This window comes from Faecalibacterium hattorii (assembly GCF_003287455.1).
Taxonomy (GTDB): domain Bacteria; phylum Bacillota; class Clostridia; order Oscillospirales; family Ruminococcaceae; genus Faecalibacterium; species Faecalibacterium hattorii.
Genome location: NZ_PRLC01000003.1, coordinates 39,630 through 62,775 on the forward strand (window position 1 = coordinate 39,630; position 23,146 = coordinate 62,775).

A 23,146-nucleotide genomic window follows, 5' to 3' on the forward strand; every position below is an offset into this window, starting at 1 on the left:
TCTCATTTTTTCAGCACAAAGCAGGGCAGCGGGGCGGTTTCGGCCCAATTGGCGAAGCCGCACACGAGGACGGTGCAGCGGCTGAGGGGCAGTGTGCGCATCCAATTCAGGATCTCGGTCTTCTCGTCCGAGCCGATGACCCGCCCGCTGTACAGGATGGCACTGAGCACCCCGCCGGGCCGCAGCGCATCGAGGGCCGCTTCCAGCGCGGGGATGCTGCTGAACGCATGGGAGAACACGTTGTGGTCCGCCCCCGGCAGCCAGCCGAAGTTGAACATTACCGCATCCGCCGTGCCGGGGGTGACATACTGTAAGAGGTTTGCGTGGCTGTCGCAGTGGAGTTCTGCCGAAAGGCCCTTGGCCGCGAGGTTCCTTTCGGTGGAGGCAATGGCTTCCGGCTGGATGTCAAAGCCCAGCACCCGGCCCTCTTTCCCGGCCAGTCGGCAGAGGAAGGCCGTGTCGCCGCCGTTGCCGCAGGTGGCGTCCACCAGCAGCTTCGGCTCTGCAAGGCGGGAGGTCAGAAAGTCCTGCACGAACTTCACCGCCGTCAGGTCCGGGGTGCGGCGGCGGCAGAGCTGCGCCCCCTCCACCCGGAAGCCGAACTTCTCCCAGAACGCCCGCTCCCCTTCGTCCCCCGGCAGCGGGGCTGTGAAGACGGTGGCCGTCTCCTTGTCATAACCGCCGAAGCGGCGCAATACTTCTTTTAACAGGTAGGAGCCGTAGCCTTTTCGCCGCCATTCTGGTACAATGGTAAGCAGCGTGAGGGCGCCCCCCTGCGCCGTTGCGGTCACTTCGCACCAGCCCACGGCGGTCTTTTCCTTATAAAGGGCGAACCCGCCCGGAATCTCAGCCAGTTTCATCGAAAGCCTCCTGTTTTTTTACGACCTTATTTCACACATTCTTCACCCGCTCAGCGATTCGTTTTCACAATTAGCGGCTACAATAAAGCCAGTTCAAAGGAAGTGCGGCTCCCGCACCCATCCCCGAACCGATTCCCTTTAGAAAGGATGTTGCACCATGGATAATGAAAACAAATGGGAATACGATTATTCCTCTGCAAATAGTTCGTCCGGAGAGACCGGATACCCCAACGTCGGCTCCACCGGCATGAACACCGCCAACACGGCGGGCACCTACGGCGAGCCTTCCCCCGCCGCCGACCCGGAACCCGCTTCGGCGGGCGGCAATGGCGGGGCCACGCCCCCTCCGGCAGACCCGGCTCCCCGCGCAGAGAACGCGAAACCCGCCAAAAAGCCCCGCAAGAAGAACGGGGCCAAGGTCGCCCGCAGCGCCGTTGCGCTGGTGCTGGCCGCGGCCATGGGCTTTGCGGGCGGCTTCGTGGGCGCACGGTTCGGCAACGCGGGCAGCAAGGTGGTCATCCAGCAGGTCGAACGCAGCTCCGATTCCTCCAGCGGTTCCGCCGCCGGCACCACCGTCTCCTCCAACGGCATGACCACCGCACAGGTGGCTGAAATGGTCAGCCCCAGCGTCGTGGTCATCACCACGGAGCAGGTCGTCTACTCCCAGTGGTCGTGGTACGGCCAGAGTCAGGTCGAGTCCGGCGCGGGCAGCGGCGTCATCATCAGTTCGGATGGCTACATCCTGACCTGCGCCCACGTCGTTTCCGGCGCTTCCCAGATCACGGTGACCGTCGGGGATACCGATTACACCGCCACCGTCGTGGGTGAGGACGACACCAGCGATGTTGCCGTGCTGAAGATCGACGCCACCGGCCTGACCCCCGCCACCGTCGGCGACAGCGACGGCCTCGCCGTGGGCGACAATGTCCTCGCCGTGGGCAACCCGCTGGGTGAGCTGGGCGGCACCGTCACCAGCGGCATCGTCAGTGCATTGAACCGCAGCGTGACCATTCAGGGCACCAGCTCCACCAACACCATGTCTCTGGTCCAGATGGATGCTTCCGTCAGCCCCGGCAACTCCGGCGGCGGCCTGTTCAACATGAACGGTGAGCTCATCGGTCTGGTCAACGCCAAGTCCTCCAGCTCCGACGCCGAGGGTCTGGGCTTCGCCATCCCCATCAATGACGCCATCAAGGTAGCGCAGGATCTGCTGGAGAACGGCTACGTCTCCGGCCGGCCCTACATGGGCATCACCTACCTTGCCGTTACCGATGCCCAGACGGCCGCGCAGCTGAACGTCAGCGCTTACGGCGTCTACGTCGTGGACGTGGTGCAGGGCGGCCCCGCTGATAAGGCGGGCCTCAAGGTCGGCGACCGCATCGTGAGCATCGACGGCACCGAGATCGCCCAGAGGGACGACCTTGGCACCCTGATCCAGCAGCACACTGCAGGCGACACGTTGTCCATCACCGTGGCCCGTGACGGCCAGATGCAGACCGTTTCCCTGACGCTGGGCGAAAAGAACACCTCCACCAATGCACAGGCGGCTCAGCGCTCGACCAACGACTAAACCATTTTCCACGCCGCAAGGCAGGATCAAGTTTTGATTTCTTTCTTCTCGGAAAAGCCCCTGACTGGCACCCAGAACGCCGGTCAGGGGCTTTTTCTGTCACACCAAGCCGAAGATGGTGGCGCTGACCGGGGCCAGCACAGCTTGGCCCTGCACCACCCGGCTGCTGCCCCGCCACAGGCTCGATGAGGTGCCGTCGCTCAGCAGCTTCCAGTTCCCGCCGGGGAGCCAGACGCGCTGCTCTTCCTCAGTGGGGTTATAGTAGACGCAGAGCGCCCCCCACCACGCACCGTCGCCGGGGGCTGCGGGCAGCCGCCAGCCCACCAGCGGCTGCTCCAAATTGAAAAATTCAATGGCGCTGGGGCTGGCTTTGTCCACCGCCCCCAGCCGGGGAAAGGCTCCCCGCAGCCCGATGAGGCCCCGGTAGTAATCCACAAGGCTGTGGAACTGCTGGGCCCGCTTCCAGTCCAGCCGGTTCAGAGCCGGGGAGGAGCGGTAGCTGTTGCCCTGCCCCTTTTTGGTGCGGGCAAACTCCTCGCCCGCCTGCCAGAAAGGCAGCCCCATGCTGGTGAGATAGATGCCCGCCGCCAAGCGGTTCTGGGCCAGCGCAGCCTTGTCCACCGCACGAAACTCCGGGCGCTCGTACCGCACCATCAGCAGCTTGTCCCACAGGGTGAAGTTGTCGTGGGCGGAAACGTAGCTCACGATCTGCCCCGGCGTGTGGGGCGGGAACTTGTCGCTGCGGCACCACGCCGCCACCGCCCCGCCGATATCCCAGAAACTGCCGGGTCTGCCTTCCACGTAGCCCGGTTCCCGCGCGTTGAAGCAGCCGCCCTTGATGGCGTCACGGGTGTCGTCGCAGAAGATGCCGATCCGGTCGTTCAGCATGGCGAGGTTATTTTTGTTGGCCTCGTACCGGTGCAGGGCACTTCCGCCGCCCTGCCACGGCTCGCCGTACATCAGGATATCCCGCCCGCCGGGGAGCTTGTCCAGCTCGGCCCGCAGCAGGTTCATGGTCTCCACATCGTACAGGCCCATCAGGTCGAACCGAAAGCCGTCGATGTGGTATTCCTGCGCCCAGTAGAGCACCGAGTCGATCATATACCGCCGGGCCATGGGCCGCTCGCTGGCGAACTCGTTGCCGCAGCCGCTGCCGTTGGAAAGGCTGCCGTCCTCGTTCTGGCGGAAATAATAGAGCGGCACCACCCGGTTCAGCACATTGTCGGCGCGGTACATATGGTTATAAACCACATCCATCACCACGCCGATGCCCGCCGCGTGGAGGGCTTGGATCATCTGCTTGCACTCCCGCACCCGGACTTCGCCGCGGGCGGGGTCGGTGGAGTAGCTGCCCTCCGGCACATTGAAGTTGGCGGGGTCGTAGCCCCAGTTGTACTGCCGGGTCAGCGGGCGGCTCTCGTCCACGCTGCCGAAGTCAAAGATAGGCATGAGCTGGACATAGCTCACCCCCAGCCGCTTGAGATAGTTCAGGCAGGTGGGGTGGATGCCGTCGCCGTTCAGGGTCGTGCCCTGCTGGGTAAAGGCCAGAAATTTGCCCCGCCATGCGTTGCGCACGCCGCTGGCCGGGTCCTGCGAAAAGTCCCGGACGTTGATCTCCCAGACGCTCCGCTTCGCCGCCGGGATAACCGGTCGGCGGTCGTGCTCCCAGCCGGGCGGGTCGGTGCGGGCGGTGTCGAGGATCATGCTCCGCTCCCCGTTCACCCCCGCTGCGCGGGCGTAGGGGTCGGCGGCGGTGCAGCTGCCCCACTCGGTCGTCACCGTGAAATTATAGTAGCGTCCGTGCTGGTCGCCGGGCAGATAGACGCCCCAGACCCCCTGCCCCCACGGGCTGAGGGGCAGCGTGCCAATGCAGACCCCGCCGCCGCCTTTTCGGTAAAGGTTTACGCTGACCGATTGAGCCGTGGGGGCCCACAGCCGCAGATGGGTGCCCGCCGGGGCATATTGGGCCCCCAGCGGCCCCTGATCGCCGTTCTGCCGCGCAAAGTCCTCGCTTTCAAAGACCGTCTTCCACTGTGCTGAAGTCATAACGTCATCCTCACTCTTGCCAATTTGATTTAAGTGTAACGAACTTTTGTGCGGTTTGCAAGAGTTTCCTTGCAAAAGGGCGCGCGGTACACTATACTGGAGCAAAACGATGTACGGAGGGGACGACATGGCATACACTGACGATTGGGAATCTTTGATGAACGGCGTCTTCGGGCCGGGCGGCAAGTTCAAGACGACGCCCACCGCACCCGCCCCGAAGCCGAAGCAGCCCGGCGGCCTGAACGATCTGAACGCGGCCCTGCTGGAGCAGCAGAAAAAGCTGGACGCGATGCTGAAAGCCCAGTCCGCCCAGATCAAGACGCAGGACACCGCCACCGAAGCTGCCCTCGCCGACAGCCGCCAGATGCTGCGGGATATGGAGAACGACGGGCTGCTGGCCAAGGGCACTGTGGACACAAAGCCCGAACATCTGGGCAGCTTCGAGGGGCTGGCCGATGAGGTCAAACAGACCGTGCTGGGGCAGGACGCCTTTGTGGAGAGTGTCGTCCGGGCCATGCGCCGCCCCTTCGTGCTGGGCACCGAGGCACCGGCGGCCCGGAACGTCATCCTGCTGTGGGGCGGCACCGGCACCGGGCGGCACTTCACCCTTGAGGAAACGGCCCGCTGCATGGCCGCCCGCGGGCTGCTGAAAAACGACAGCATCGCCGCCCTCGACCTTTCGCTCTACGCGAACCCCGGCGCGGAGAAGCTGTTTTTGCAGGACCTGTACGCCGCCCTCCACGCCCCCGGCGAGATTCTGGTCTTTGAGCACTACGAAAGCTGCTATCCCGGCTTTCTGAAGACCCTTTCCGACCTTGCGGTCAAGGGCAGCGCCCCCCTGTCCAGCCGCTATCTCGTCAACCGGGAGGGCATTCTTGTGGACGCCGGGACCGCGCTGGCTCCCGGCGCGGTGAGCCGCCTTGACCCCTGCGGCAAGTATCTCATCTTCTTCTCCAACAAGGGCCGCGCCGCGCTGGCGGACAAGTTCGGCGCGGGCATGGTCGCGGCGCTGGGCGATGTCTGCGAGACGACCGCCTACGCGCGGGAGGATCTTGCCGCCCTCGCGGCCCAGCAGTTGAACGCGCTGGCCCAGAAGGTCACCGCCCGGCTGGGCCTGACCCTCGCCGCCGGAGTCGATGTGCGGGATCACGTCGCCGCCCAGTGCACACCCCAGAAGGGGGCCGCCGGGCTTTCCGGCTGCTGTGACCGCATCTTCCGGGCTCTGAGTGAATACTGCCTCCAGACCGACAAAAAGCTGACCGGCACCGTCACCCTGACTGCCGCGCCGGAGGGGCTTTTCTTCCGCCTGAACGATGCCGCCCCCGCCCCCCTGTTCGACCTGCTGCCCGCCGCCTACACCGGCGCGCTGGACGAGATCAAGGCCGAGATCTCGGAGCTGGTGGGCCTTGCCCCGGTCAAGGAATACGTCTTCGGTCTGGCCGATAATCTCCAAGTCCAGCAGCGCCGCGCCGCCGCCGGGATGAAGACGACCAGCCTTTCGATGCACATGATCTTCACCGGCAACCCCGGTACCGGCAAGACCACCATCGCCCGCTTGGTGGCCAAGTACCTCAAGGCCATCGGGGCGCTCAAGGGCGGGCAGCTCGTGGAGGTGAGCCGCGGCGACCTCGTGGGCCGCTACACCGGCCACACCGCCCCGCTGACCAACAGCGTCATCGAGAGCGCCCTCGGCGGCGTCCTCTTCATTGACGAAGCCTACAGCCTCTACCGCGGCGAGCAGGACAGCTTCGGCCTCGAAGCCATCGACACCCTCGTGAAGGGGATGGAGGATCACCGGGACGAGCTGGTGGTCATCCTTGCCGGATACACCAAGGAGATGGAGACCTTCCTCACCGCCAACAGCGGCCTTGCCAGCCGTTTCCCGAATAAAATCGAGTTCCCGGACTATACTGCCGACGAATTGCTGCAGATCACCCACGTCCTCGCCAAGAGCAAGGGCTACACCCTCGCCGAGAGCTGCAACGAACCCCTGCGCAGTTATTATGCCCGCCGGCAGACCGCCGATGCCCGCACCGCCGGCAATGGCCGCTTGGCCCGCAACACGCTGGAAAAAGCCATCTTCCACCAGAGCCGCCGCCTCGTCGCCGAACCCGCCGCCGCGCTGGATGTGCTCCTGCCGAGCGATCTGGAATTGGAAGAGTGAGAAACAAAAAATGGACCGCAAACGCGGTCCATTTTTTGTTTCAGGTATGTTCTTTTGCCAATTGTTCGGCCAGCCGCTTCATCCCGGCCCGGACTTGTTCCGGGGCGGTGATCTCCACTTTGCCGCCAAAGCCCGCCACCCAGCCGTAGAAGGGTTCGCTGACGCAGATGGGGACGTCGAAGTGGAAATGGCCGTCCTCTTCGGGCAGGAAGAGGGGCGACGCGCCGAAGCGCTCCCGCATGGCGTCTTCCAAGCCCGCCGCGCACCGCAGGGTGACGCGGGCTTCGGGGCCGCCGTACATGCTGAAATGCTTTTTCAGGTAGGCGGGCAGGTCGAAGTCCGCAAACTCCGCCTTGCCCCGGCGGGGTTCGTCCAGAACCCGGACGCCGGACATCTTGTCCACCCGGTAGTGGCGGATGCCCACCGGCTCCTTTTCGTCCTGATAGGCGATGAGGTAGTAGCAGCCGTTCTCCCACGCCATCTGCCACGGGCTGATGGCCCGCTTTTCGGGGCGGCCCACCTTTTTGTAGTGGAACTCCACCATTTTCCCGGCGTTGATGGCCTCGTGCAGCGCGTCCACGCTGTAGAGCAGGCTCTTGCTGTCGGTCTTGGGGCGGCCGTCCACATAGACCTGCCGCTGGAGCTGGCTGCCCTCGTAGTTGGAGCAGAGCTTTTCCAGCTTTCGGATCAAGCGGCGGCTCGTGGCGCTGGACACCACCCGGCTGGCCTGTACGGCGTCTACCAGCAGCTTGAGCTCCGCGAGGTCGAACATCCGGCTGGCCATGTAGTAGCCGCCGCCGCGCCCCCGCCGCAGCCGGATCTCATACCCCAGCGCGTTGAGGGCATCGATGTCGCTGTACACACTCTTGCGCTCGCAGAGGATGCCCTGCTGTTCCAGCAGCCTGACCAGCTGGGGCACGTTCAGCAGATGGTTTTCGTCGGTCTGGGTCTCAAAGATGCGCAAAAGCGCGAGCAGCTTGGATTTCTGGCCTTCCTGCTTGGGCATACAAACACCTCATTCGGGGAGCTTTTTGTCGAACGCCGCGCGGCGCCGGGTGGACAGGCGGAACATCTCTTCGAGCTTTTCGCGGTCGCCCGCCACCAGCGCGTTGCGCAGTGCGCCGAGCGCCGCGTCGAACTGGTCGATCTCGGAGATGAGGTTTTCCTTGTTCCAGAGGAACAGCTCCGCCCACATTTTATCGTTGATGCGTGCGATGCGGGTCAGGTCACGGAAGGAGTCGCCCGTATATTCGCACAGGGAGGTATTGTCGTTGGCGCACATCAGGCTGACGGCGATGGCGTGGCACAGCTGGCTGACGTAGCCGATCATCTTATCGTGCTCTTCCACGGTCAGGGTGCAGATGTGCTTGAATCCCAGTACCTCGGCCAACTCCTTCGCCCACGCGATGCCCGCCGGGGTGTTCTTCTCCGTGGGGGTGATGATGAAGTTCGCCGGGGCGAAGTTCACCTCCGCCGCGTGCTCCACGCTGGAAGTCTCCCGCCCCGCCATGGGGTGACTGGCGATGAACTCCACACCGTCCGGGCAGAGGGCCTGCACCGGCTCCACAAGGCCGGTCTTGACGCCGGACACATCCGTGAAGATGCAGCCGGGCTTGAGGAGGGCGCCGTAGGTCTTGAACCACTCGATCAGAGCCGTGGGGTACAGGCCGAAGATGATATGGTCGGCCTCCCGCACAAGATCCTCAAAATCGTGGGTCTTGCCGCTGGCGATGTAGCCCTGATCCAGCGCATACTGCAAATGGCCCTCGCTGCGGTTGATGCCGTCCACATGGAACCCGGCCTTGGTCAGCTCCAGCGCGTACTTGCCGCCCAGCAGACCCAGACCCACAACGAGATAACGCTTTGTTTTATCCAACATCCTGTACCTCCGCGCCCAATGGCTTGATGGCTGTAAAGAAATTCGGCCAGCTCTTCGTGACGGCCTCGGCTTCCGCGATGGGCAGCTTCAGCCCCGCCGCCAGCGCCAGCACCGCAAGGCTCATGACGACCCGGTGGTCGTTGTGGCCGGAAAGGACTTCGCCCGGCGCATGGAGCGCCCCGGCGCAGCCTGTGATGGTGATGGTGCCGCCCTCGCTGGACAGCACCCCGCCGCACTTGCGCAGTTCCATCTCCATGGCCTCGATGCGGTCGCTCTCCTTGATGCGGAGGCGCTCCGCGTTCCGGATGACCGTCGTCCCCTCGCACAGCAGCCCCAGCACCATCAGCACGGGGCCGAGGTCCGGGCAGTCGGCAAGGTCGATGTCGGTGCCGTGGAGCGGCGCTTGTTCAAAGACGATGCCCGCCGCCGTGGGGGTGAACTTTGCCCCGCAGCGGCGCAGGATATCCAGAATGGCGGCGTCGCCCTGCAATGTCTTCTCGGCAAGGCCGGTCAGGGTCACCCCGCCGGCCACGGCCCCCAGCACCGCCGGGAACGCGGCCTGACTGTAATCCCCCTCCACGGTGTAATCGCAGGGGTGGTATTCCTGCCCGCCGGAGATCTCCAGCGTCGTTTCGTCCAGCCAGCGGCTCTCCACGCCAAAGGCGGCTTGGACCGCGCGGGTCATGTCGATGTAGCTGCGGCTCTCCACCGGCGGCAGCAGACGGAGGGTGCTGGTCCCCGCCAGAAGCGGCAGCGCGAACAGCAGCCCGCTGATGAACTGGCTGGACACATTGCCCTCCAGCGTGTAATCCCCGCTGGAAAGGAGTCCTTCCACGGTCAGGCCGGAAGGCGTCTGCTCAAACCGCAGGCCCTTGGCCCGGTAAAGTTCTTCATACACTGACTGGGGCCGTTCCATCAGCCGCCCCCGGCCCACAAAGGTGATTTCTTGGCCGGTCAGGCTGGCCAGCGGGATCAAAAAGCGCAGGGTGCTGCCGCTCTCGCAGCAGTCCACCGGGGCCGAAACGGGCCGAAACTGCCCCAGCCCCTCCACCACGGCGTCGTTTTCGCCGGTGGTGACGCGGGCGCAGAGCTGGCCCGCCGCCGCGAGGGTCGCCGCAATGTCCTTGCTGAATTCGAGGTTGCGGATGTGGGACGTGCCCTTTGACAGCGCCGCACAGAGCACCGCCCGGTGGGCCATACTCTTGCTGGGGGGCGCGGCAATGGCTCCCCCGATCTCTTGCGCGCGTTCTACTGTTACGACCATCTTACATATCCCGCCCGATGGCCCATGCGACCTGACGGCACTTTGCCATGGCCTGTGCAAAGGCATCCGGGGTCAGGCACTGGGCACCGTCGCTCCATGCGTGGCGGGGGTCGTAGTGGACTTCCACTTCCAGACCGTCGGCACCGGCGGCCACGGCAGCGATCATCATCGGCTCCACGAGGTTCGACTTGCCGGTGGCGTGGCTGGGGTCCACGATGACGGGCAGATGAGTCTTTTCGTGGATGATGGGCACAGCGGAGAGGTCGAGGGTGTTGCGGGTGTACTTCTCGAACGTACGGATGCCGCGCTCGCAGAGGATGACCTGCTCGTTGCCGCCCGCCATGATATACTCGGCGCTCATGATCCACTCTTCGATGGTGTTGCACAGGCCGCGCTTGAGCAGCACCGGCTTGTGCATCTTGCCGACGGCCTTCAGCAGCTGGAAGTTCTGCATGTTGCGGGCACCGATCTGCACCACATCCACGTACTCTTCAAATTCGGGGATGCGGTCCTCGCTCATCAGCTCGGAAACGATGGGCAGACCGGTGGCCTCGCGGGCCTTGACCATGTCGAGGATGCCCTCGGTCTCAAGGCCTTGGAAGGAGTAGGGAGAGGTGCGGGGCTTGTAAGCACCGCCGCGGAAGAGGGCTGCGCCGCCCGCCTTGACGCTCTGGGCGATGCGCAGGGCCTGTTCCTCCCCCTCGATGCTGCAGGGGCCCGCCATGACGGCGATCTTCTCCTTGCCGCCGATCTTGACGCCGCCGCAATCGATGACGGAATCGGCCGGGTGGAACAGGCGGTTCGCGCGCTTATAGGGCGCGGAAACGCGGGTCACGTTGTCGATCCACGGGTTCGCGAGGACATCGCGCTCGTCGATCTTGGTGGTGTCGCCCACAAGGCCGAAGACGTTGTAATCCTTGCCGGTAATGAGGGTGACATCGAGGCCCTGCTTCTCGAAGCGGTCCACGATCTTTTCCAGTTCTTCCTTGGGGGTGCCTTTTTTGGTGGAGATGATCATCTTCGTTCGTCCCTTTCCCTTTTTGATCTTTTTTCCTCTAAAAGCTCCCACTCTGGGGGAGCTGGCGCGGAGCGCCTGAGAGGGCTATTGTACCATATGCGATTGTGCGCTGCCGTCCAGCCGGAGCAGCTGCACAAGATAGCTGCACGCATGAAGATAGCCGCTGATGCCCTCGCCCGCGAACCGGCCCTGACAGCCGAAGGAGACGACGTCCGTGTTCCGGAAGGATTCGCGGCCGCTGGGGTCATGGAGCATCACTTCCACGGCGGGCACGCCGCACAGCTGCAATGCTTCAAGGATGGCCACGCTGTAATAGGCGTAGCCGCCCGGATTGATGATGATGCCGTCGGCGCGGCCCGCCGCCGACTGGATCTCGTCGATGATGTCGCCCTCGTGGTTCGACTGGAAGAAGTCCGGCTCGATGCCCATCTGCTGACAGCAGACGTCCAGATAATCCAGCAGGGCGTTGTAATCGATCTCGCCCTCCACGCCGGGTTCGGTGAACCGGGCCATGTTGACGTTGGGGCCGTTAATGAACAAAAATCGCATCCAGTGCCTCCAGTGCCGCCGCCACGGCATCCGCAGCGGTGGTCTTGTTCGGGATGACCGCATCCGCCGCCGCAAGATAGAGCGGGCGGCGCTGGGCTTCCATTTCTTTCAGCGCGTCGGTGCTGCTGGAGAGCGGACGCCCGCCGCCCACCGCAAGGTCTTCCAGCGGGCGGTCGATGAAGAGCACCACGCCGTTCTGGCGCAGAGCCCGCAGATTTTCGGGCCGCTTGATGACGCCGCCCCCGCAGGAGAGCACCTGACGGCCCTCCTTGGCAAAGCGGGCGGTCTGCTCCGCTTCCTTGGCGCGGAACCCGTCCTCGCCCTCGGCGGCGAAGATGTCCGGGATGCTGCGGCCCTCGGCCTTGACGATCTCCTCGTCGAGGTCCACGAACCGCTTGCCCAGTTTCTCAGCCAGTGCGCGGCCGATGGTGGTCTTGCCGGAGGAGGGCATCCCGATGAGGGCCACGTTCAGCTGCTCTCTGCGGAGCGCCGCCGTGATGGTGCGGATCTCGCCGGGGGCATCATCGAACTTGCGGTCGAGGAAGCATTCCGCCGCATACACGGCCTGTGCCACCAGCATTTCGAGGCCGCCCACGGCCACCGGCACCTCGGCTTCCTCGGCGCGGAGGATGAGTTCGGTCTTATCCGGGTTGTAAACCACATCGAGGACGGCTTCCAGCCCCGGCATGGCCGCCACGTCCAGATTGCAGGCGCCGACGTTCGGGTACATGCCCGCCGGGGTGGTGTTGATGACGATCTGCGCCCCGCTGTGCACCGCTTCCGCATAGGAAAGCTCCCCCTTTGCGGGGTCGGGGTTCCGGCTGACGGTCAGCACCTTGGCCGCGCCCTTGTCCTTCGCCACCGCGCTGGTGGTGTTGTGGGTGCCGCCGGTGCCGAGGATCAGCACGGTCTTGCCCGAAAAATCCACTCCATGCGCATCGGCGAGGTAGGCGAAGCCGAGGTAATCGGTGTTGTAGCCGCAGAGCAAACCGTTTTTGTTCACCACGGTGTTCACGGCCCCGATGGCCTTGGCGCGGGGGTCAATATAGGAGCAGTATTCCATGACCAGCCGCTTATAGGGGATGGTCACATTGATGGCCTTGAACTGCCGCTTCTGCAAAAAGGTCCGCGCCTCGGCCTCAGTGGGCAGGGGGCACAGGTCATACCGGTAGCCGCAGAGCATCTCGTGGATGATCTTCGAGTACGAGTGACCGAGCTTTGCGCCGATGAGTCCGTATTCCATTTACAGCTCCTCCTTGCGATAGCTTGTGGGGTGCTCCATCCACGCCATGCCGTACTTGGCAGTCAGCAGGTCGCCGACGGCCAGCGCCGCCGCACAGGTCTGCACGATGGCGGCGCGGGGCACGATGCAGGGGTCGTGGCGGCCCTGAATGGAGAGTTCCACATTCTGTTTTGCAATATAATCCACGGTGTCCTGCTGTTTATAGATGCTGGGCGTCGGCTTGACCACGGTACGGAAGACCACGGGCATCCCGTTGGAGATGCCGCCGTTCAGCCCCGCGTTGTGGTTGGTGGCCGTCACGATGTTGCTCCCCTTCATCCGAAAGGGGTCGTTGGCTTCGCTGCCCTTCTGGTCGGCGAAGCCGAAGCCGGTGCCGAACTCGATGCCCTTGACGGCGGGGACCGAGAAGGCCATGTGGGCGATCTCACTTTCCACGCTGTCGAAATAGGGCTCGCCGACGCCCGCCGGGAGGCCGAGGATGGCGGTCTCAAGGATGCCGCCCACACTGTCGCCCTCGCTGCCCGCCGCGCGGATGGCGTTCTTCATGGGCTCCTCGGCGTCCGCATCCAGCAGCGCGAAGCCGCCGCTTTGATTCAGCAGGGCCTCAGCCTGTGCAGCCAGCGCCGCCGGGTCGTTCAGGGCGAAGGGGGTGTCGGCCACCCCGGCGCACCGGCCGATGTGGGTCACGATCTCGATGCCCGCTCGTTTCAGCGCCCCCAGCACGATGCCGCCGCCCGCCACGAGGGCCGCCGTGATCCGGCCGGAAAAGTGCCCGCCGCCCCGCGCGTCCTGAAAGCCGTGGTATTTGGCATAGGCCGTATAATCCGCGTGGCCGGGGCGAAGCAGGTCGGCGGTCTTGGCGTAATCGCCGCTGCGGGTGTTCTGGTTTTCGATCATCAGGGCGATGGCGGTGCCGATGGTCCGGCCGTTCAGCACGCCGGAAAGGAACTGGATCTTGTCCGCTTCCACGCGGGGGGTGGAAAGCCCGTCGCCCCGCGCCCGGCGCTTGTCCATGCAGAGGGCGAGGAATTCCTCGTCCACCGGCACGCCCGCCGCCATTCCATCCAGCACGGCCCCGATGGCGCGGCCATGGCTCTCGCCGAAGATGGTCAGGGAGAGGTTGGAGCCAAAGGTGTTCTTCATGGTCATTCCTCCATGCCCAGCAGGGGGCGCAGCCCCTCCACCGGGATGGTCTCGGCCCGCCAGCAGCCGAGGCCCGGCACCTTGATGATGGTGATCTGACCGCCCTGCGCCTTTTTGTCGTGGAGCATCTCGGCCAGCACTTTTTCCTTATTGTAGGTGGTGCGCAGGGGCAGCCCCAAGCGGCGGTAGACCGCCCGCACCCGCTTTTGCAGCGCCTTCGACTCGATCATCGGCAGCATCCCCAGCGCCACGCACTCGCCGTGGAACAGGCCCACGGTGCGGCGGCCCTTGATGCCCTTGACGGCCTCGATGCCGTGGCCGATGGTGTGGCCGAAGTTCAGCGCCTTGCGCATCCCGTGCTCCGTCTCGTCCTGCTCGACGATGTTCTTCTTGAACCGGAGGCTTCGGTAGATGATCTCGTTGATCTGGCCGTCGATGTCGCCCTTCTCAAAAATGGCAAACAGCTCCGGGTCGGCCAGAAGGCTGGCCTTGACTGCCTCGGCCAGACCGTTGATGTAATGGCGGCGGGGCAGGGTGGCGAGGGTGTCCGGGTCCACGATGACCAGCTTCGGCTGCCAGAATGCGCCCACGATGTTCTTGGTATCCCCCAGATCCACAGCCGTTTTGCCGCCGATGGAGGAGTCGATCATGGAAAGGGTGGTGGTGGGGCAGTTGATGAAGTCGATGCCGCGCATGTAGATGGAAGCGGCAAATCCGGCCAAGTCGCCGGCCACGCCGCCGCCCACGGCCACCACAAGATCGCCCCGGCCCATGTGAAAGTCGAGCATCTGTTTCAGCACCGTTTCCAAAATTTTGAAGCTCTTGCTGGCTTCGCCCTGCGGCACGGTGATGATGACGGCATCGCGGCACTGATCCGCGACACGCTGGGCGTACTGGGCCGGAACGCCGCTGTCGGTCACGACGGCCACCTTGCGGTCCAGCCGGGCGAACTGATACAGATTTTCCAGCGCGCCGTTCTTCAGGATGATATCATAGCTGCGCTCGCCCAGATTCATGGTGAGCTTGGTTCCGATAAAGTCGCTCATTTGTTGTACACTCCTAACAGCCGTACCGTGCGGCAGGTATGGTTCAGCTCGCGCAGCAGCGCGGCGGTCTCGTCGGCGGTGGGGTCGCCCACCAGCTCGACGTAAAAGTAGTAATCAAAGGGGACGTGGGGCAGCGGGCGGCTCTTGATGGATTCCATATCGTAGCCGCTGGCACCGATGATCTGGATGACCTCCGCCAGCTTGCCGGGCTTGTTGTCCACCGTGAACAGCAGCGAGAACCGGTTACCCGCCGTGGGCTTTTCCCGGCTGAGGACGATGAAGCGGGTGGTGTTGTCGCCATCCGTGTTGATGCTGGGCACCAGAACCTCCAGCCCGTAGAGGGCCGCCGTCTCCACGCTGGCGATGGCCGCCTTGGTCTTATCGCCGCTTTCGGCCACGAATTTCGCGGCCATGGCCGTGTTGGGCATCGCCGTAGCGGGCAGCCGGAACTGCTTCAAGAAGGTCTCGCTCTGGGCGATGGCCTGCTGGTGGCTGTACACATGGGTCAGCTCCCCCAGCTGGGTGCCGGGCAGGACCAGCAGGTTCTGGGAGATGGGCAGGTCGTAGACATCCACGACCCAGAGGTCGGGGTGGTTATAGCACAGATCCAGCACCGCCGAAACATCGCCCGCGTGGCTGTTCTCGAAGGGCACGACGCCGTGGGCCGCATCCCCGCGCTCCACCGCATCGAACACTTCGTCCCACGTCGGGAAGCTCACGGCCTCGGCGTGGGGGAAAAGGGCCTTCAGGGCAATGTGGGCAAAGGCGCCCTCCACGCCCTGATAGGCGGCACGGTTTTGGCCCAGCACCTCGGCCTCATAGTGCTTCGCTACATCCATCATGTTCTGGACATAATCGCGGTAATAGGGGCGCAGGGCCGGGTCCTGAATGCGGGCCTCGGCCTTATCCAGCACCACCTTTTCCCGCGCGGCGTCGAAGATCGGCAGACCGTGGGCCTGTTTGTATTGGGCAACGGCCAGCACCGCCGCCATCCGCCGCTCAAACAGCGCGGCCAGCTCGGCGTCCACCGCGTCGATCTCGCGGCGGGCTTTGTCCAGTGCGTCCATGGTTCCACATCCTTTGGGTCAAGATTTTGATGATACTGAATCAGTATACCATAACCCGGACACGGACACAACAAGCTCCGCCGCCTTTCAGAGCGGAGTTTTTTTCAGTTGTCGGCTGGGAAAAACAAAAGAGTCTCATCTGCCTTCCGGCAGATGAGACTCTTTTTCGCGCTTTATTTTCGCAGTTCTTCAAGGCTCCGCGCCTTCCCGTAATACCGCCCATAGGGGTTGTCGAGGTCGGCGGCGCGGGGCGGGGCAGGGGGCGTTTTTTCCGGGGCAGATGCCGCCGGCAGCCGCCGGGGTGCCCCCGCCTTGCGTTCAACCAAACGGAATCGCATGGCTCATTCCTCCGCGCTTGCCGTCGAGACGGCCCCGGCGGTCAGCTTCTGCCACAGTTCCTCGCCGCCCTTGAGGTTATCGGCGGTGCCGGAATTCCACGCCCCGCGCATCCCCACATAGAACTGCGCCATGTACTCCTGACTGTCACCGCCCTGTGCATGGGTGGTGTCAGCCTGATAGCCGCCGAGATCCAGCCCCGTCAGCACGGGGCAGTCGGTCCATTTGTAGACCATGTTCCACCAGTCGCCGTCGCTGCCGGATCCCGGCAGACCGCCGTCGAGGTAGCGCAGGGTGCCGGTGCTCTCCTCAAAACCCGCCGGGTCATAAAGCAGGAAGACCGAGCTCAAGCCCCCCTGCACATCGGCGGCAAGCTTCGTGGTGCCCGCCATGGTCAGGTAGGCCGCGCTCTCGGTCTGGGTATCCTCGTCCGAATAATCCAGCGTGTAAACGTTCAGAGTCACGACCACCTTGCCGTCGCCGTTCAGGTCTTCGCCCAACGGGGCGAGCCGGGTCTGCAGGGCGTTCACGGTGTCCTCCGGCAGGTAGTAGGGGGCCACCACAGCCACATTATAGTCGGCCTTGGTGGTAAAGAAATACTGCCCGATGAAATTGTAGGCCACGAACGCCACGGCGATGCCGATGATAAGAACCCACTTCAGATTATAGTCCCACCAGTTCGCCCAGCGCTCGCGGCGGGTGTACTGCTTTTCGCGGCGGGGAGCAAGATCGCCGGGGGTAATATCGCGCTCATAACGGTAACTTGCCATAGCTTCCTCTTACAACTCAGCCAGAATGGTCTGGCGGACGGCTTCGGGCAGCTGCTTCTGCTCGGCCTTGCTCATGCCCACGGTCTGAATGGGCGGCAGGATGCGGATGTAGATGGAGCCGGGGGTGGCGCGGTTGCCGTGGCCCTCGAACAGGCCGCGGGCACCGGAGATGGCCACCGGCACCACCGGGGCTCCGGTCTTGATGGCAATGCGGAAGGCACCGGCCTTGAACTCCCCGGCGCCGCCCTCTTCGCCCTTGTAGCGGGTGCCCTCCGGGAAAATGACGAAGCTCCTGCCGCTTTCCACGATGGCGGTGGCATCGTTCAGCGCCTTGACGGAGGCGCGGATGTCGTCCCGCTTGACAAAGACGCAGCCCAGCAGCTTCATCCAGCGGTTGAGCAGGGGGATCTTTTCCAGCTCCTCCTTCGCAAGGATGCCGTGGGGCGCATCCAGCGCCACCAGAAGCAGCGGGATGTCAAAATAGCTGCGGTGGTTGCCGACGAAGACGCAGGGGACCCCCTGCGGGATATTCTCTTTTCCCTCCACGACCAGTTGTGCGCCGGTCACGTTCAGGATGCCCTGACTCCAATGGGGGATGTGCTTGCGAACGATCTGCTCCACGGTGTCCATGTCCCCGGCGGCGAGTGCACGCTCGGCCCGGCGGAGCACACCGTAATGTACGATCATGTACCCGAACAGGTACGCAAATAACGCAATCGTGCGAAGAATGCTCACGATACTTTTCCTCCTTCTGGCCTAAAAAGCCATTGTCATTGTACCACACTTTCCACAAAAATGGGAGTGAACACATTTTTTTTACAAATGAGGGGCCGGATGGCTTGCAAAATTCACAAAATCCGGGTATATTTATAAGCAGAAAGGTAGCACAATAGGCATTTCTTCCGCCTCGGTGCTGCCGGCCGGGACCAAACAAGAAAGGGTTCGTAACAATATGGGTCTTTTTCCTTCTGCAAATGACTTCCGCAAGGCCGGGCCGGGCGTCGAAAAGGACGCGCCCCGCAAAACGGGCGTGGGCCGCTTCTTCGAGCTGGTGGGCCGCGATATGTCCGGCATGTTCCTCGCAAACCTGCTCACCTGCCTCGGCTTTCTGCCGGTGATCTGTCTGGTGTATGTGGGCTTTCTGATGAACAACCTCACGGTCATGGTGCTCAGCGCCATGGTGGGCGGCATCTTGGCCGGGCCCGCACTGGCCGGCATGTACGACACCGTGCTCCGCGCTTTGCGCGACGAAGCCGGTTACTGGTGGACGACCTACCGCAAGGCCTTCAAGCGGAACTTCAAGTCCGCCATCCTGCCCGGCATCGTCTACTGCACCGTCGTCACCATTCAAATTTTCCTCGTCTACTTCTGCTTCAGCATGCTGTACCATGGCACCAACGTCGGGCTGCCCATGTGGGTGGCCACCGTGCTGAATCTGGTGCTGCTGCACATGCTGTTCTCGTACATGTGGCCGCAGGTCGTCCTGCTGGATCAGCCCTTCACCCTGACGCTGAAAAACAGCCTGAACTGCATGATCGCCTTCCTGCCGCACGCACTGGCGTCTTCCATCGTGGCCATCTTGTTCTGGGGCGTCGTGATCCTGTGTATGCCGCTGGGCATCTTTCTGATGCTGATCTTCGGCTTCTGGTTCCAGACCGAGGTTTGCTGCCAGATCGTCTACGGCGACATCGACCGGGTGTTCCACATTGAGGAGAACATCCAGAAGCTGCGGGACGCCGAGCTGGACGCGGCCCTCAAAGAGGAGTACGGCGAGGGTCCGGACGACGACAGCACCCCCGAAGCCTGATTTTCTGATTTTTACGCCGAACGCTGGCCGCAAAGGAGAAACGTGCGATGGAACAACGAAATAACCTCGTGTTGCAGGGCACCGAGACCTTCTCCCGCGGCGCGCTGGACAATGTGGCGCTGGAGAGCGGTGCGCTGGTGCTGGACAGCTCCGCCGGGCGGTATCTGCCCTACGGCAGCTACACCACCCCGGAGTTCGCGATGCCGCCCTTCTGCAACCTGAACGTCAGTTGGAACGCCAGCGCCCCACACAACACCATGGTGGAGGTGCGCTGCCGGGTCTACGCCGGGAACAGTTGGACCGGCTGGATGAGCTTTGGCAAATGGGCCCCGGATTACCCCCGCCGCAGCATCAACGCCCAGAGCGACGACGGCATGATCTTCCTGATGGGAGACACGGTCACGGTCGCCACGCCGGGCGGCGGCACCGGCATCCAGCTCCAAGTCAACCTTTCCACCAACGATGATAAAGCCACCCCCGCCGTCCGGCTGCTGGCCGCAGCGGTCCGTCCTCTGACGTGGGAAAAGCACAGCGGCCATCCGCTGAACCGGCGGCTCTATCTGCCGGAATACTGCCTCTCCGCCCACGACCCCAGCTTCGGCCGGGAGATGGACCTGCCCCTTGTCATGGCGGCTCTGATGAACCGCTGGGGCGAGGACATCCTGCCCGAAGAAGTGGCCTACGCCATGGAGGACAACGCCACCAGCAGCACCGGCAACGCCGCCTTTGCGGCCGCGGCGGCGGGCTGCTGCGGCTTCCCCTGCTGGCAGGCGTGGATGGACCTTGAAGACCTCCGTGCCCAGATCCACGACGACTGTTCCGTCGCCGTCCGGGTCGAGCGCCGGGTGCGGGGCCAGCGCGACCCCGTAGGCATCTGGATGGGGCTGCGGGGCTTCGGCCACGACGATGCCGTGATGGCCGATTTCGTCTTACTGAATGACCCCACTGCAGACAGCGACGGCTCCGTGAACTGCACCATGGCGCTGGCCGATTTCCTGCGCTACTTCACGGGCCGGGCCATCGCTCTGCGGCGCAAGCCGCGGGATATCGCCGCCGACCTGCCAAACCGGGTGCGGTGCGACCTCGCCCGCAAAGAGGACGGCAGCTACTCGTTCGAGCAGCGGGGCCAGCCCGACCCCCTGCCGGAGGATTTTTCCGGCTGGGTGGCCTACACCCTGCACGACGGTGTGGCCCACGCCACCACCGCCCACCGCACCTTCCGCCGGATGGAGCGTACGCCGGAGGGCTGCATCCTCTTCCCGGCGGACCAACTGGCTGCAGGAGGCCGCTGCAGCGTTTACGCTGTGGATCAGACCGGCCGGATGCGGGTGGCGGAAGTCCGCCTCCCCGCGCCCCCGAAACCGGCGGCTCCGCCCGCACTCCCACAGGATCACCAAAGCACCGTGCAGCCGGGTCCGTAAGAACCCGCTCCGCCAAGCGCTTTTTGGAAGATACACCAAACAATAGGAGGAACGCATTATGGCAAAGACGATCATCACCATTGGCCGTGAGTACTGCACCGGCGGCAACTACATCGCAGAGGATGTTGCGAATGCTCTGGGCATCAAGCTCTACGACAAGGAGCTGATCACTATGGCAGCCAAGCACTCCGGTCTGTCCGAGGAGGCGGTTGCAGCCAGCGAGAAGCGCCATACCCACAGTCTGCTGTACAGCCTGTACACCATGGGCAACGAGCTGCCGCTGGGCGATCAGGTGTTCATCCTGCAGAGCCGCATCATCAAGCAGCTGGCCGAGGAAGGCCCCTGCGTCATTCTGGGCCGCTGCGGTGACTACGTGTTGCGGGAGCGCAAGGATGTGCTGCGCGTCTTCATCTACGCGCCGGTGGAGTGGCGCCGTGAGCTGGCCAAGACCGATCCGCTGGTCAAGGCACACGATGAGAAGGGCATCAAGGAAGAGATCGAGAAGACCGACCGCAACCGCGCTGCCTACTACAACTACTACACCCAGAACCGCTGGGGCGATGCCCACAACTACGATCTGGCCATCAACGCTGCCCTTGGCCGCGAGACCTGCGTCAAGATGATCCTTGACGCTGTGGCTGCCAAGGAAAAGACGATGGAAACCGCCGAGACGTAAGCGGCCAAGCCATTTGAGCCGAAACGCTCAAAAAACAATGATGCTGCGTGGGTAGGGTGCGTTTGCACCCTGCCCATGTTTCAGGCATAGAGAAAATTCGTCAATAAGGAGTAATCGTGGAAACAAAGCAAACAACCTCCCCTGCTGCGCAGGAAAACATCATGGGCACCATGTCCATCAACCCCCTGCTCGTCAAACTGAGCGTCCCGATGATGGTCTCGATGCTGGTACAGGCGCTGTACAACGTCGTGGACTCCATCTTCGTGTCCCATGTCAGCGAGAGCGCCCTGACCGCCGTTTCGCTGGCCTTTTCCTTGCAGAACGTCATGATCGCGGTCGGCGTCGGCACCGGTGTCGGCGTCAACGCGCTGCTGTCCAAGAGCCTCGGCGAAAAGGACCAGTACCGCGCCAACAAGACCGCCGAAAACGGCATCTTCCTCGCCTTTTGCAGCTTTGCGGTATTTTTTGTCATTGGCCTGACCTGCATGAAGCCCTACTTCTATGCACAGACCAACGATGCGGAGATTGCCCAGCAGGGCATCCGCTACCTGACCGTCTGCTCGGTGTTCAGCCTTGGCCTGTTTATGCAGACCATGAGCGAAAAGCTGCTGGCCGCAACGGGCCGCACCAACCTGAGCATGTGCAGCCAGCTCATCGGTGCCATCGTCAACATCGTGCTGGACCCCATCTTCATCTTCGGCTGCTGCGGTGAAGCCCTTTCCGGCACCACCGGCGCAGCCGTGGCCACCGTCATCGGCCAGTTCTGCGGCGCGGGCGCGGCCATCTTCTTCAACCTGAAGAAGAACCCCGACATCCAGCTCGACTGGCACGGCTTCCGCCCCAGCGCCGATGCCATCAAGCGGATCTACATCGTTGGTCTGCCCAGCATCGCGATGCAGTGCGTCGGCAGCGTGATGACCTTCCTGATGAACAAGATCCTGATGGCCTTCTCGGCCACGGCCGTCGCCGTCTTCGGCGTCTACTTCAAGCTGCAGAGCTTCGTCTTTATGCCCATCTTCGGCATGAACAACGGCATGGTCCCCATCATCAGCTACAACTACGGTGCCCGCAGACCTGACCGCGTGAAGAAGACCATCAAGCTGGCCATGTGCTATGCCGAGGGCATCATGCTGATCGGCTTCCTGCTGTTCCAGTTCGCACCGGATAAGCTGCTGGGCTTCTTCGCCGCCAGCGACGCCATGCTGGCCATCGGCATCCCGGCGCTGCGCATCATCTGCCTCCACTTCCTGCTGGCCGGCATGAGCATCATCCTGTCCTCGTCGTTTCAGGCGCTGGGCAACGGCATGTTCAGCCTGATCGTTTCCATCTGCCGTCAGCTGGTGGTGCTGATCCCTGCCGCATGGCTGTTGAGCCAGACCGGCAACGTGAACATGGTGTGGTGGTCCTTCGTCATCGCAGAGCTGGTCAGCGTGGTGATGAGCTTTGCCCTCTTCGCGCAGCTCAACAAGAAGATCATCGCTCCCCTGTACAACTAACAAAACCGAAAGGAACGTGAGCCTTATGGGAAAGAAGTTAAAATGGAACCTCGTGCTGATGAGCATCCTGTATCTGGGGCTGGGCATCTTCTTGCTGCTGGTCCCCGGCACAGCGCTCAACATCGTCTGCTACGCGCTGGGCGGCGTGGTGCTGGCCTGTGCGGCCGTGCAGCTCATCCGCTATTTTGCGGTGGAGCGCGGGGTGTTCCAAAGCCAACTGACCCTGATCTCCGGCCTTGTGTGTCTGGGGCTGGGCGCGTTCCTCATCATCCGCAGCGACATCGTGGTGCGCATCCTGCCCATCGTGTTCGGCCTGTTCGTCATCTTTGACAGCCTTGGCCGCATCCAGAACGCCTTGGAGCTGCGCCGGTGCGAGTATCCGAGCTGGAAGGGCTTTTTGCTGCTGGCGGTGCTCAGCATCGCGCTGGGTGTCATCATGATCGTGGACCCCTTCGGCACCATGGAAACGCTGGTCATGGCCATCGGCGTCATCCTGATCGTGGAGGGTTCGCTCAACCTGCTGAGTGCGCTGTACACGGTCATCGCGGTGAAGCGGTTCCTGAAGCTGCACCCGGAGACCCAGTCCATGCTGGAGGCCGTGACGGGCGAGGACCTGAACGGCGACGGCGTCATTGCGCCGGATGTTGCCCGCGCAGACGTAGAAGCTTCCGCCGTGGAACTCGACCATGTGGACGAGAGTGCGGAGGTGGAGCAGGAAAACGATTAACGGGCTCGCCCTCTCAGGCCGCTGATAAAAGAGAGTAACTGAAATCAATAGTAAAGGAAAACAT

The 23,146-nt window shown here is 63.4% G+C and carries 21 protein-coding genes; 7 read left to right on the forward strand and 14 right to left on the reverse strand.

Features of this window, described 5'->3' with window-relative positions; all coding sequences use genetic code 11:
* Window positions 1-2: 2 nt before the first annotated feature.
* Entirely contained in the window at window positions 3-860 is an 858-nt protein-coding gene (gene mnmM, locus C4N23_RS02790) for a tRNA 5-(aminomethyl)-2-thiouridylate-methyltransferase MnmM (protein WP_112143870.1), read from the reverse strand.
* A gap of 157 nt (window positions 861-1,017) precedes the next feature.
* Between mnmM and C4N23_RS02795 the strand changes: the two genes are divergently transcribed.
* A complete protein-coding gene (locus tag C4N23_RS02795) occupies window positions 1,018-2,430 on the forward strand; it encodes a S1C family serine protease (protein WP_112143872.1) in 1,413 nt (470 codons plus the stop codon).
* Between the two features lie 99 nt (window positions 2,431-2,529).
* On the opposite strand, the gene pulA is transcribed toward C4N23_RS02795, so the two are convergent.
* The gene (gene pulA / locus C4N23_RS02800; RefSeq protein ID WP_112143874.1) at window positions 2,530-4,476 is read right to left on the reverse strand and encodes a type I pullulanase; all 1,947 of its coding nucleotides are present in this window, start codon (window positions 4,474-4,476) and stop codon (window positions 2,530-2,532) included.
* A 127-nt stretch (window positions 4,477-4,603) separates the two neighbouring features.
* On the opposite strand from pulA, the gene C4N23_RS02805 reads away from it, so the two are divergent.
* Window positions 4,604-6,640: an AAA family ATPase gene (locus tag C4N23_RS02805; protein WP_112143876.1), complete on the forward strand. Its 2,037-nt coding sequence runs from the start codon at window positions 4,604-4,606 to the stop codon at window positions 6,638-6,640.
* 40 nt (window positions 6,641-6,680) lie between these two features.
* Here the strand turns inward: C4N23_RS02805 and C4N23_RS02810 are convergent, their stop codons facing one another.
* From C4N23_RS02810 to C4N23_RS02860, 12 genes are all read right to left on the reverse strand, one after another.
* On the reverse strand, window positions 6,681-7,646 hold the full coding sequence (locus C4N23_RS02810; protein ID WP_112143878.1) for a helix-turn-helix transcriptional regulator: 966 nt from the start codon (window positions 7,644-7,646) through the stop codon (window positions 6,681-6,683).
* 9 nt (window positions 7,647-7,655) lie between these two features.
* Entirely contained in the window at window positions 7,656-8,519 is an 864-nt protein-coding gene (locus C4N23_RS02815) for a prephenate dehydrogenase (RefSeq protein WP_112143880.1), read from the reverse strand.
* Entirely contained in the window at window positions 8,509-9,783 is a 1,275-nt protein-coding gene (gene aroA / locus C4N23_RS02820; RefSeq protein ID WP_112143882.1) for a 3-phosphoshikimate 1-carboxyvinyltransferase, read from the reverse strand. The genes C4N23_RS02815 and aroA overlap by 11 nt, the downstream gene beginning before the upstream one ends.
* 1 nt (window position 9,784) lies before the next feature.
* Window positions 9,785-10,801, reverse strand: a complete 1,017-nt coding sequence (gene aroF / locus C4N23_RS02825; RefSeq protein WP_055188680.1) for a 3-deoxy-7-phosphoheptulonate synthase — start codon at window positions 10,799-10,801, stop codon at window positions 9,785-9,787.
* A gap of 84 nt (window positions 10,802-10,885) precedes the next feature.
* Entirely contained in the window at window positions 10,886-11,350 is a 465-nt protein-coding gene (locus tag C4N23_RS02830; RefSeq protein ID WP_055188682.1) for a type II 3-dehydroquinate dehydratase, read from the reverse strand.
* Window positions 11,331-12,593, reverse strand: a complete 1,263-nt coding sequence (locus tag C4N23_RS02835) for a shikimate kinase (protein ID WP_112143884.1) — start codon at window positions 12,591-12,593, stop codon at window positions 11,331-11,333. Before C4N23_RS02835 ends, C4N23_RS02830 begins: the two co-directional genes overlap by 20 nt.
* Window positions 12,594-13,736: a chorismate synthase gene (gene aroC / locus C4N23_RS02840; protein ID WP_112143885.1), complete on the reverse strand. Its 1,143-nt coding sequence runs from the start codon at window positions 13,734-13,736 to the stop codon at window positions 12,594-12,596.
* Window positions 13,737-13,738: 2 nt separating this feature from the next.
* The gene (gene aroB, locus C4N23_RS02845; RefSeq protein ID WP_112143887.1) at window positions 13,739-14,782 is read right to left on the reverse strand and encodes a 3-dehydroquinate synthase; all 1,044 of its coding nucleotides are present in this window, start codon (window positions 14,780-14,782) and stop codon (window positions 13,739-13,741) included.
* Window positions 14,779-15,849: a bifunctional chorismate mutase/prephenate dehydratase gene (locus C4N23_RS02850; protein ID WP_112143889.1), complete on the reverse strand. Its 1,071-nt coding sequence runs from the start codon at window positions 15,847-15,849 to the stop codon at window positions 14,779-14,781. Before C4N23_RS02850 ends, aroB begins: the two co-directional genes overlap by 4 nt.
* 173 nt (window positions 15,850-16,022) lie before the next feature.
* The gene (locus tag C4N23_RS13945; RefSeq protein WP_181567062.1) at window positions 16,023-16,187 is read right to left on the reverse strand and encodes a hypothetical protein; all 165 of its coding nucleotides are present in this window, start codon (window positions 16,185-16,187) and stop codon (window positions 16,023-16,025) included.
* Window positions 16,188-16,190: 3 nt separating this feature from the next.
* Window positions 16,191-16,955, reverse strand: a complete 765-nt coding sequence (locus tag C4N23_RS02855) for a hypothetical protein (RefSeq protein ID WP_112143891.1) — start codon at window positions 16,953-16,955, stop codon at window positions 16,191-16,193.
* Window positions 16,956-16,964: 9 nt separating this feature from the next.
* Entirely contained in the window at window positions 16,965-17,690 is a 726-nt protein-coding gene (locus C4N23_RS02860; RefSeq protein WP_055188695.1) for a lysophospholipid acyltransferase family protein, read from the reverse strand.
* 217 nt (window positions 17,691-17,907) lie between these two features.
* On the opposite strand from C4N23_RS02860, the gene C4N23_RS02865 reads away from it, so the two are divergent.
* The 5 genes from C4N23_RS02865 to C4N23_RS02885 all read left to right on the forward strand — a co-directional run bounded on the left by C4N23_RS02865 (window position 17,908) and on the right by C4N23_RS02885 (window position 23,082).
* Entirely contained in the window at window positions 17,908-18,762 is an 855-nt protein-coding gene (locus C4N23_RS02865) for a DUF624 domain-containing protein (protein WP_112143893.1), read from the forward strand.
* A gap of 47 nt (window positions 18,763-18,809) precedes the next feature.
* The gene (locus C4N23_RS02870) at window positions 18,810-20,183 is read left to right on the forward strand and encodes a hypothetical protein (protein WP_112143895.1); all 1,374 of its coding nucleotides are present in this window, start codon (window positions 18,810-18,812) and stop codon (window positions 20,181-20,183) included.
* Window positions 20,184-20,241: 58 nt separating this feature from the next.
* Window positions 20,242-20,859 carry a cytidylate kinase-like family protein gene (locus tag C4N23_RS02875; RefSeq protein WP_055188700.1) on the forward strand — a complete coding sequence of 206 codons (618 nt, stop codon included), beginning with the start codon at window positions 20,242-20,244 and terminating at the stop codon, window positions 20,857-20,859.
* 161 nt (window positions 20,860-21,020) lie between these two features.
* Entirely contained in the window at window positions 21,021-22,355 is a 1,335-nt protein-coding gene (locus C4N23_RS02880; RefSeq protein WP_425349574.1) for an MATE family efflux transporter, read from the forward strand.
* A gap of 25 nt (window positions 22,356-22,380) precedes the next feature.
* On the forward strand, window positions 22,381-23,082 hold the full coding sequence (locus C4N23_RS02885; protein WP_097840317.1) for an HdeD family acid-resistance protein: 702 nt from the start codon (window positions 22,381-22,383) through the stop codon (window positions 23,080-23,082).
* The last annotated feature ends 64 nt before the right edge of the window (window positions 23,083-23,146 follow it).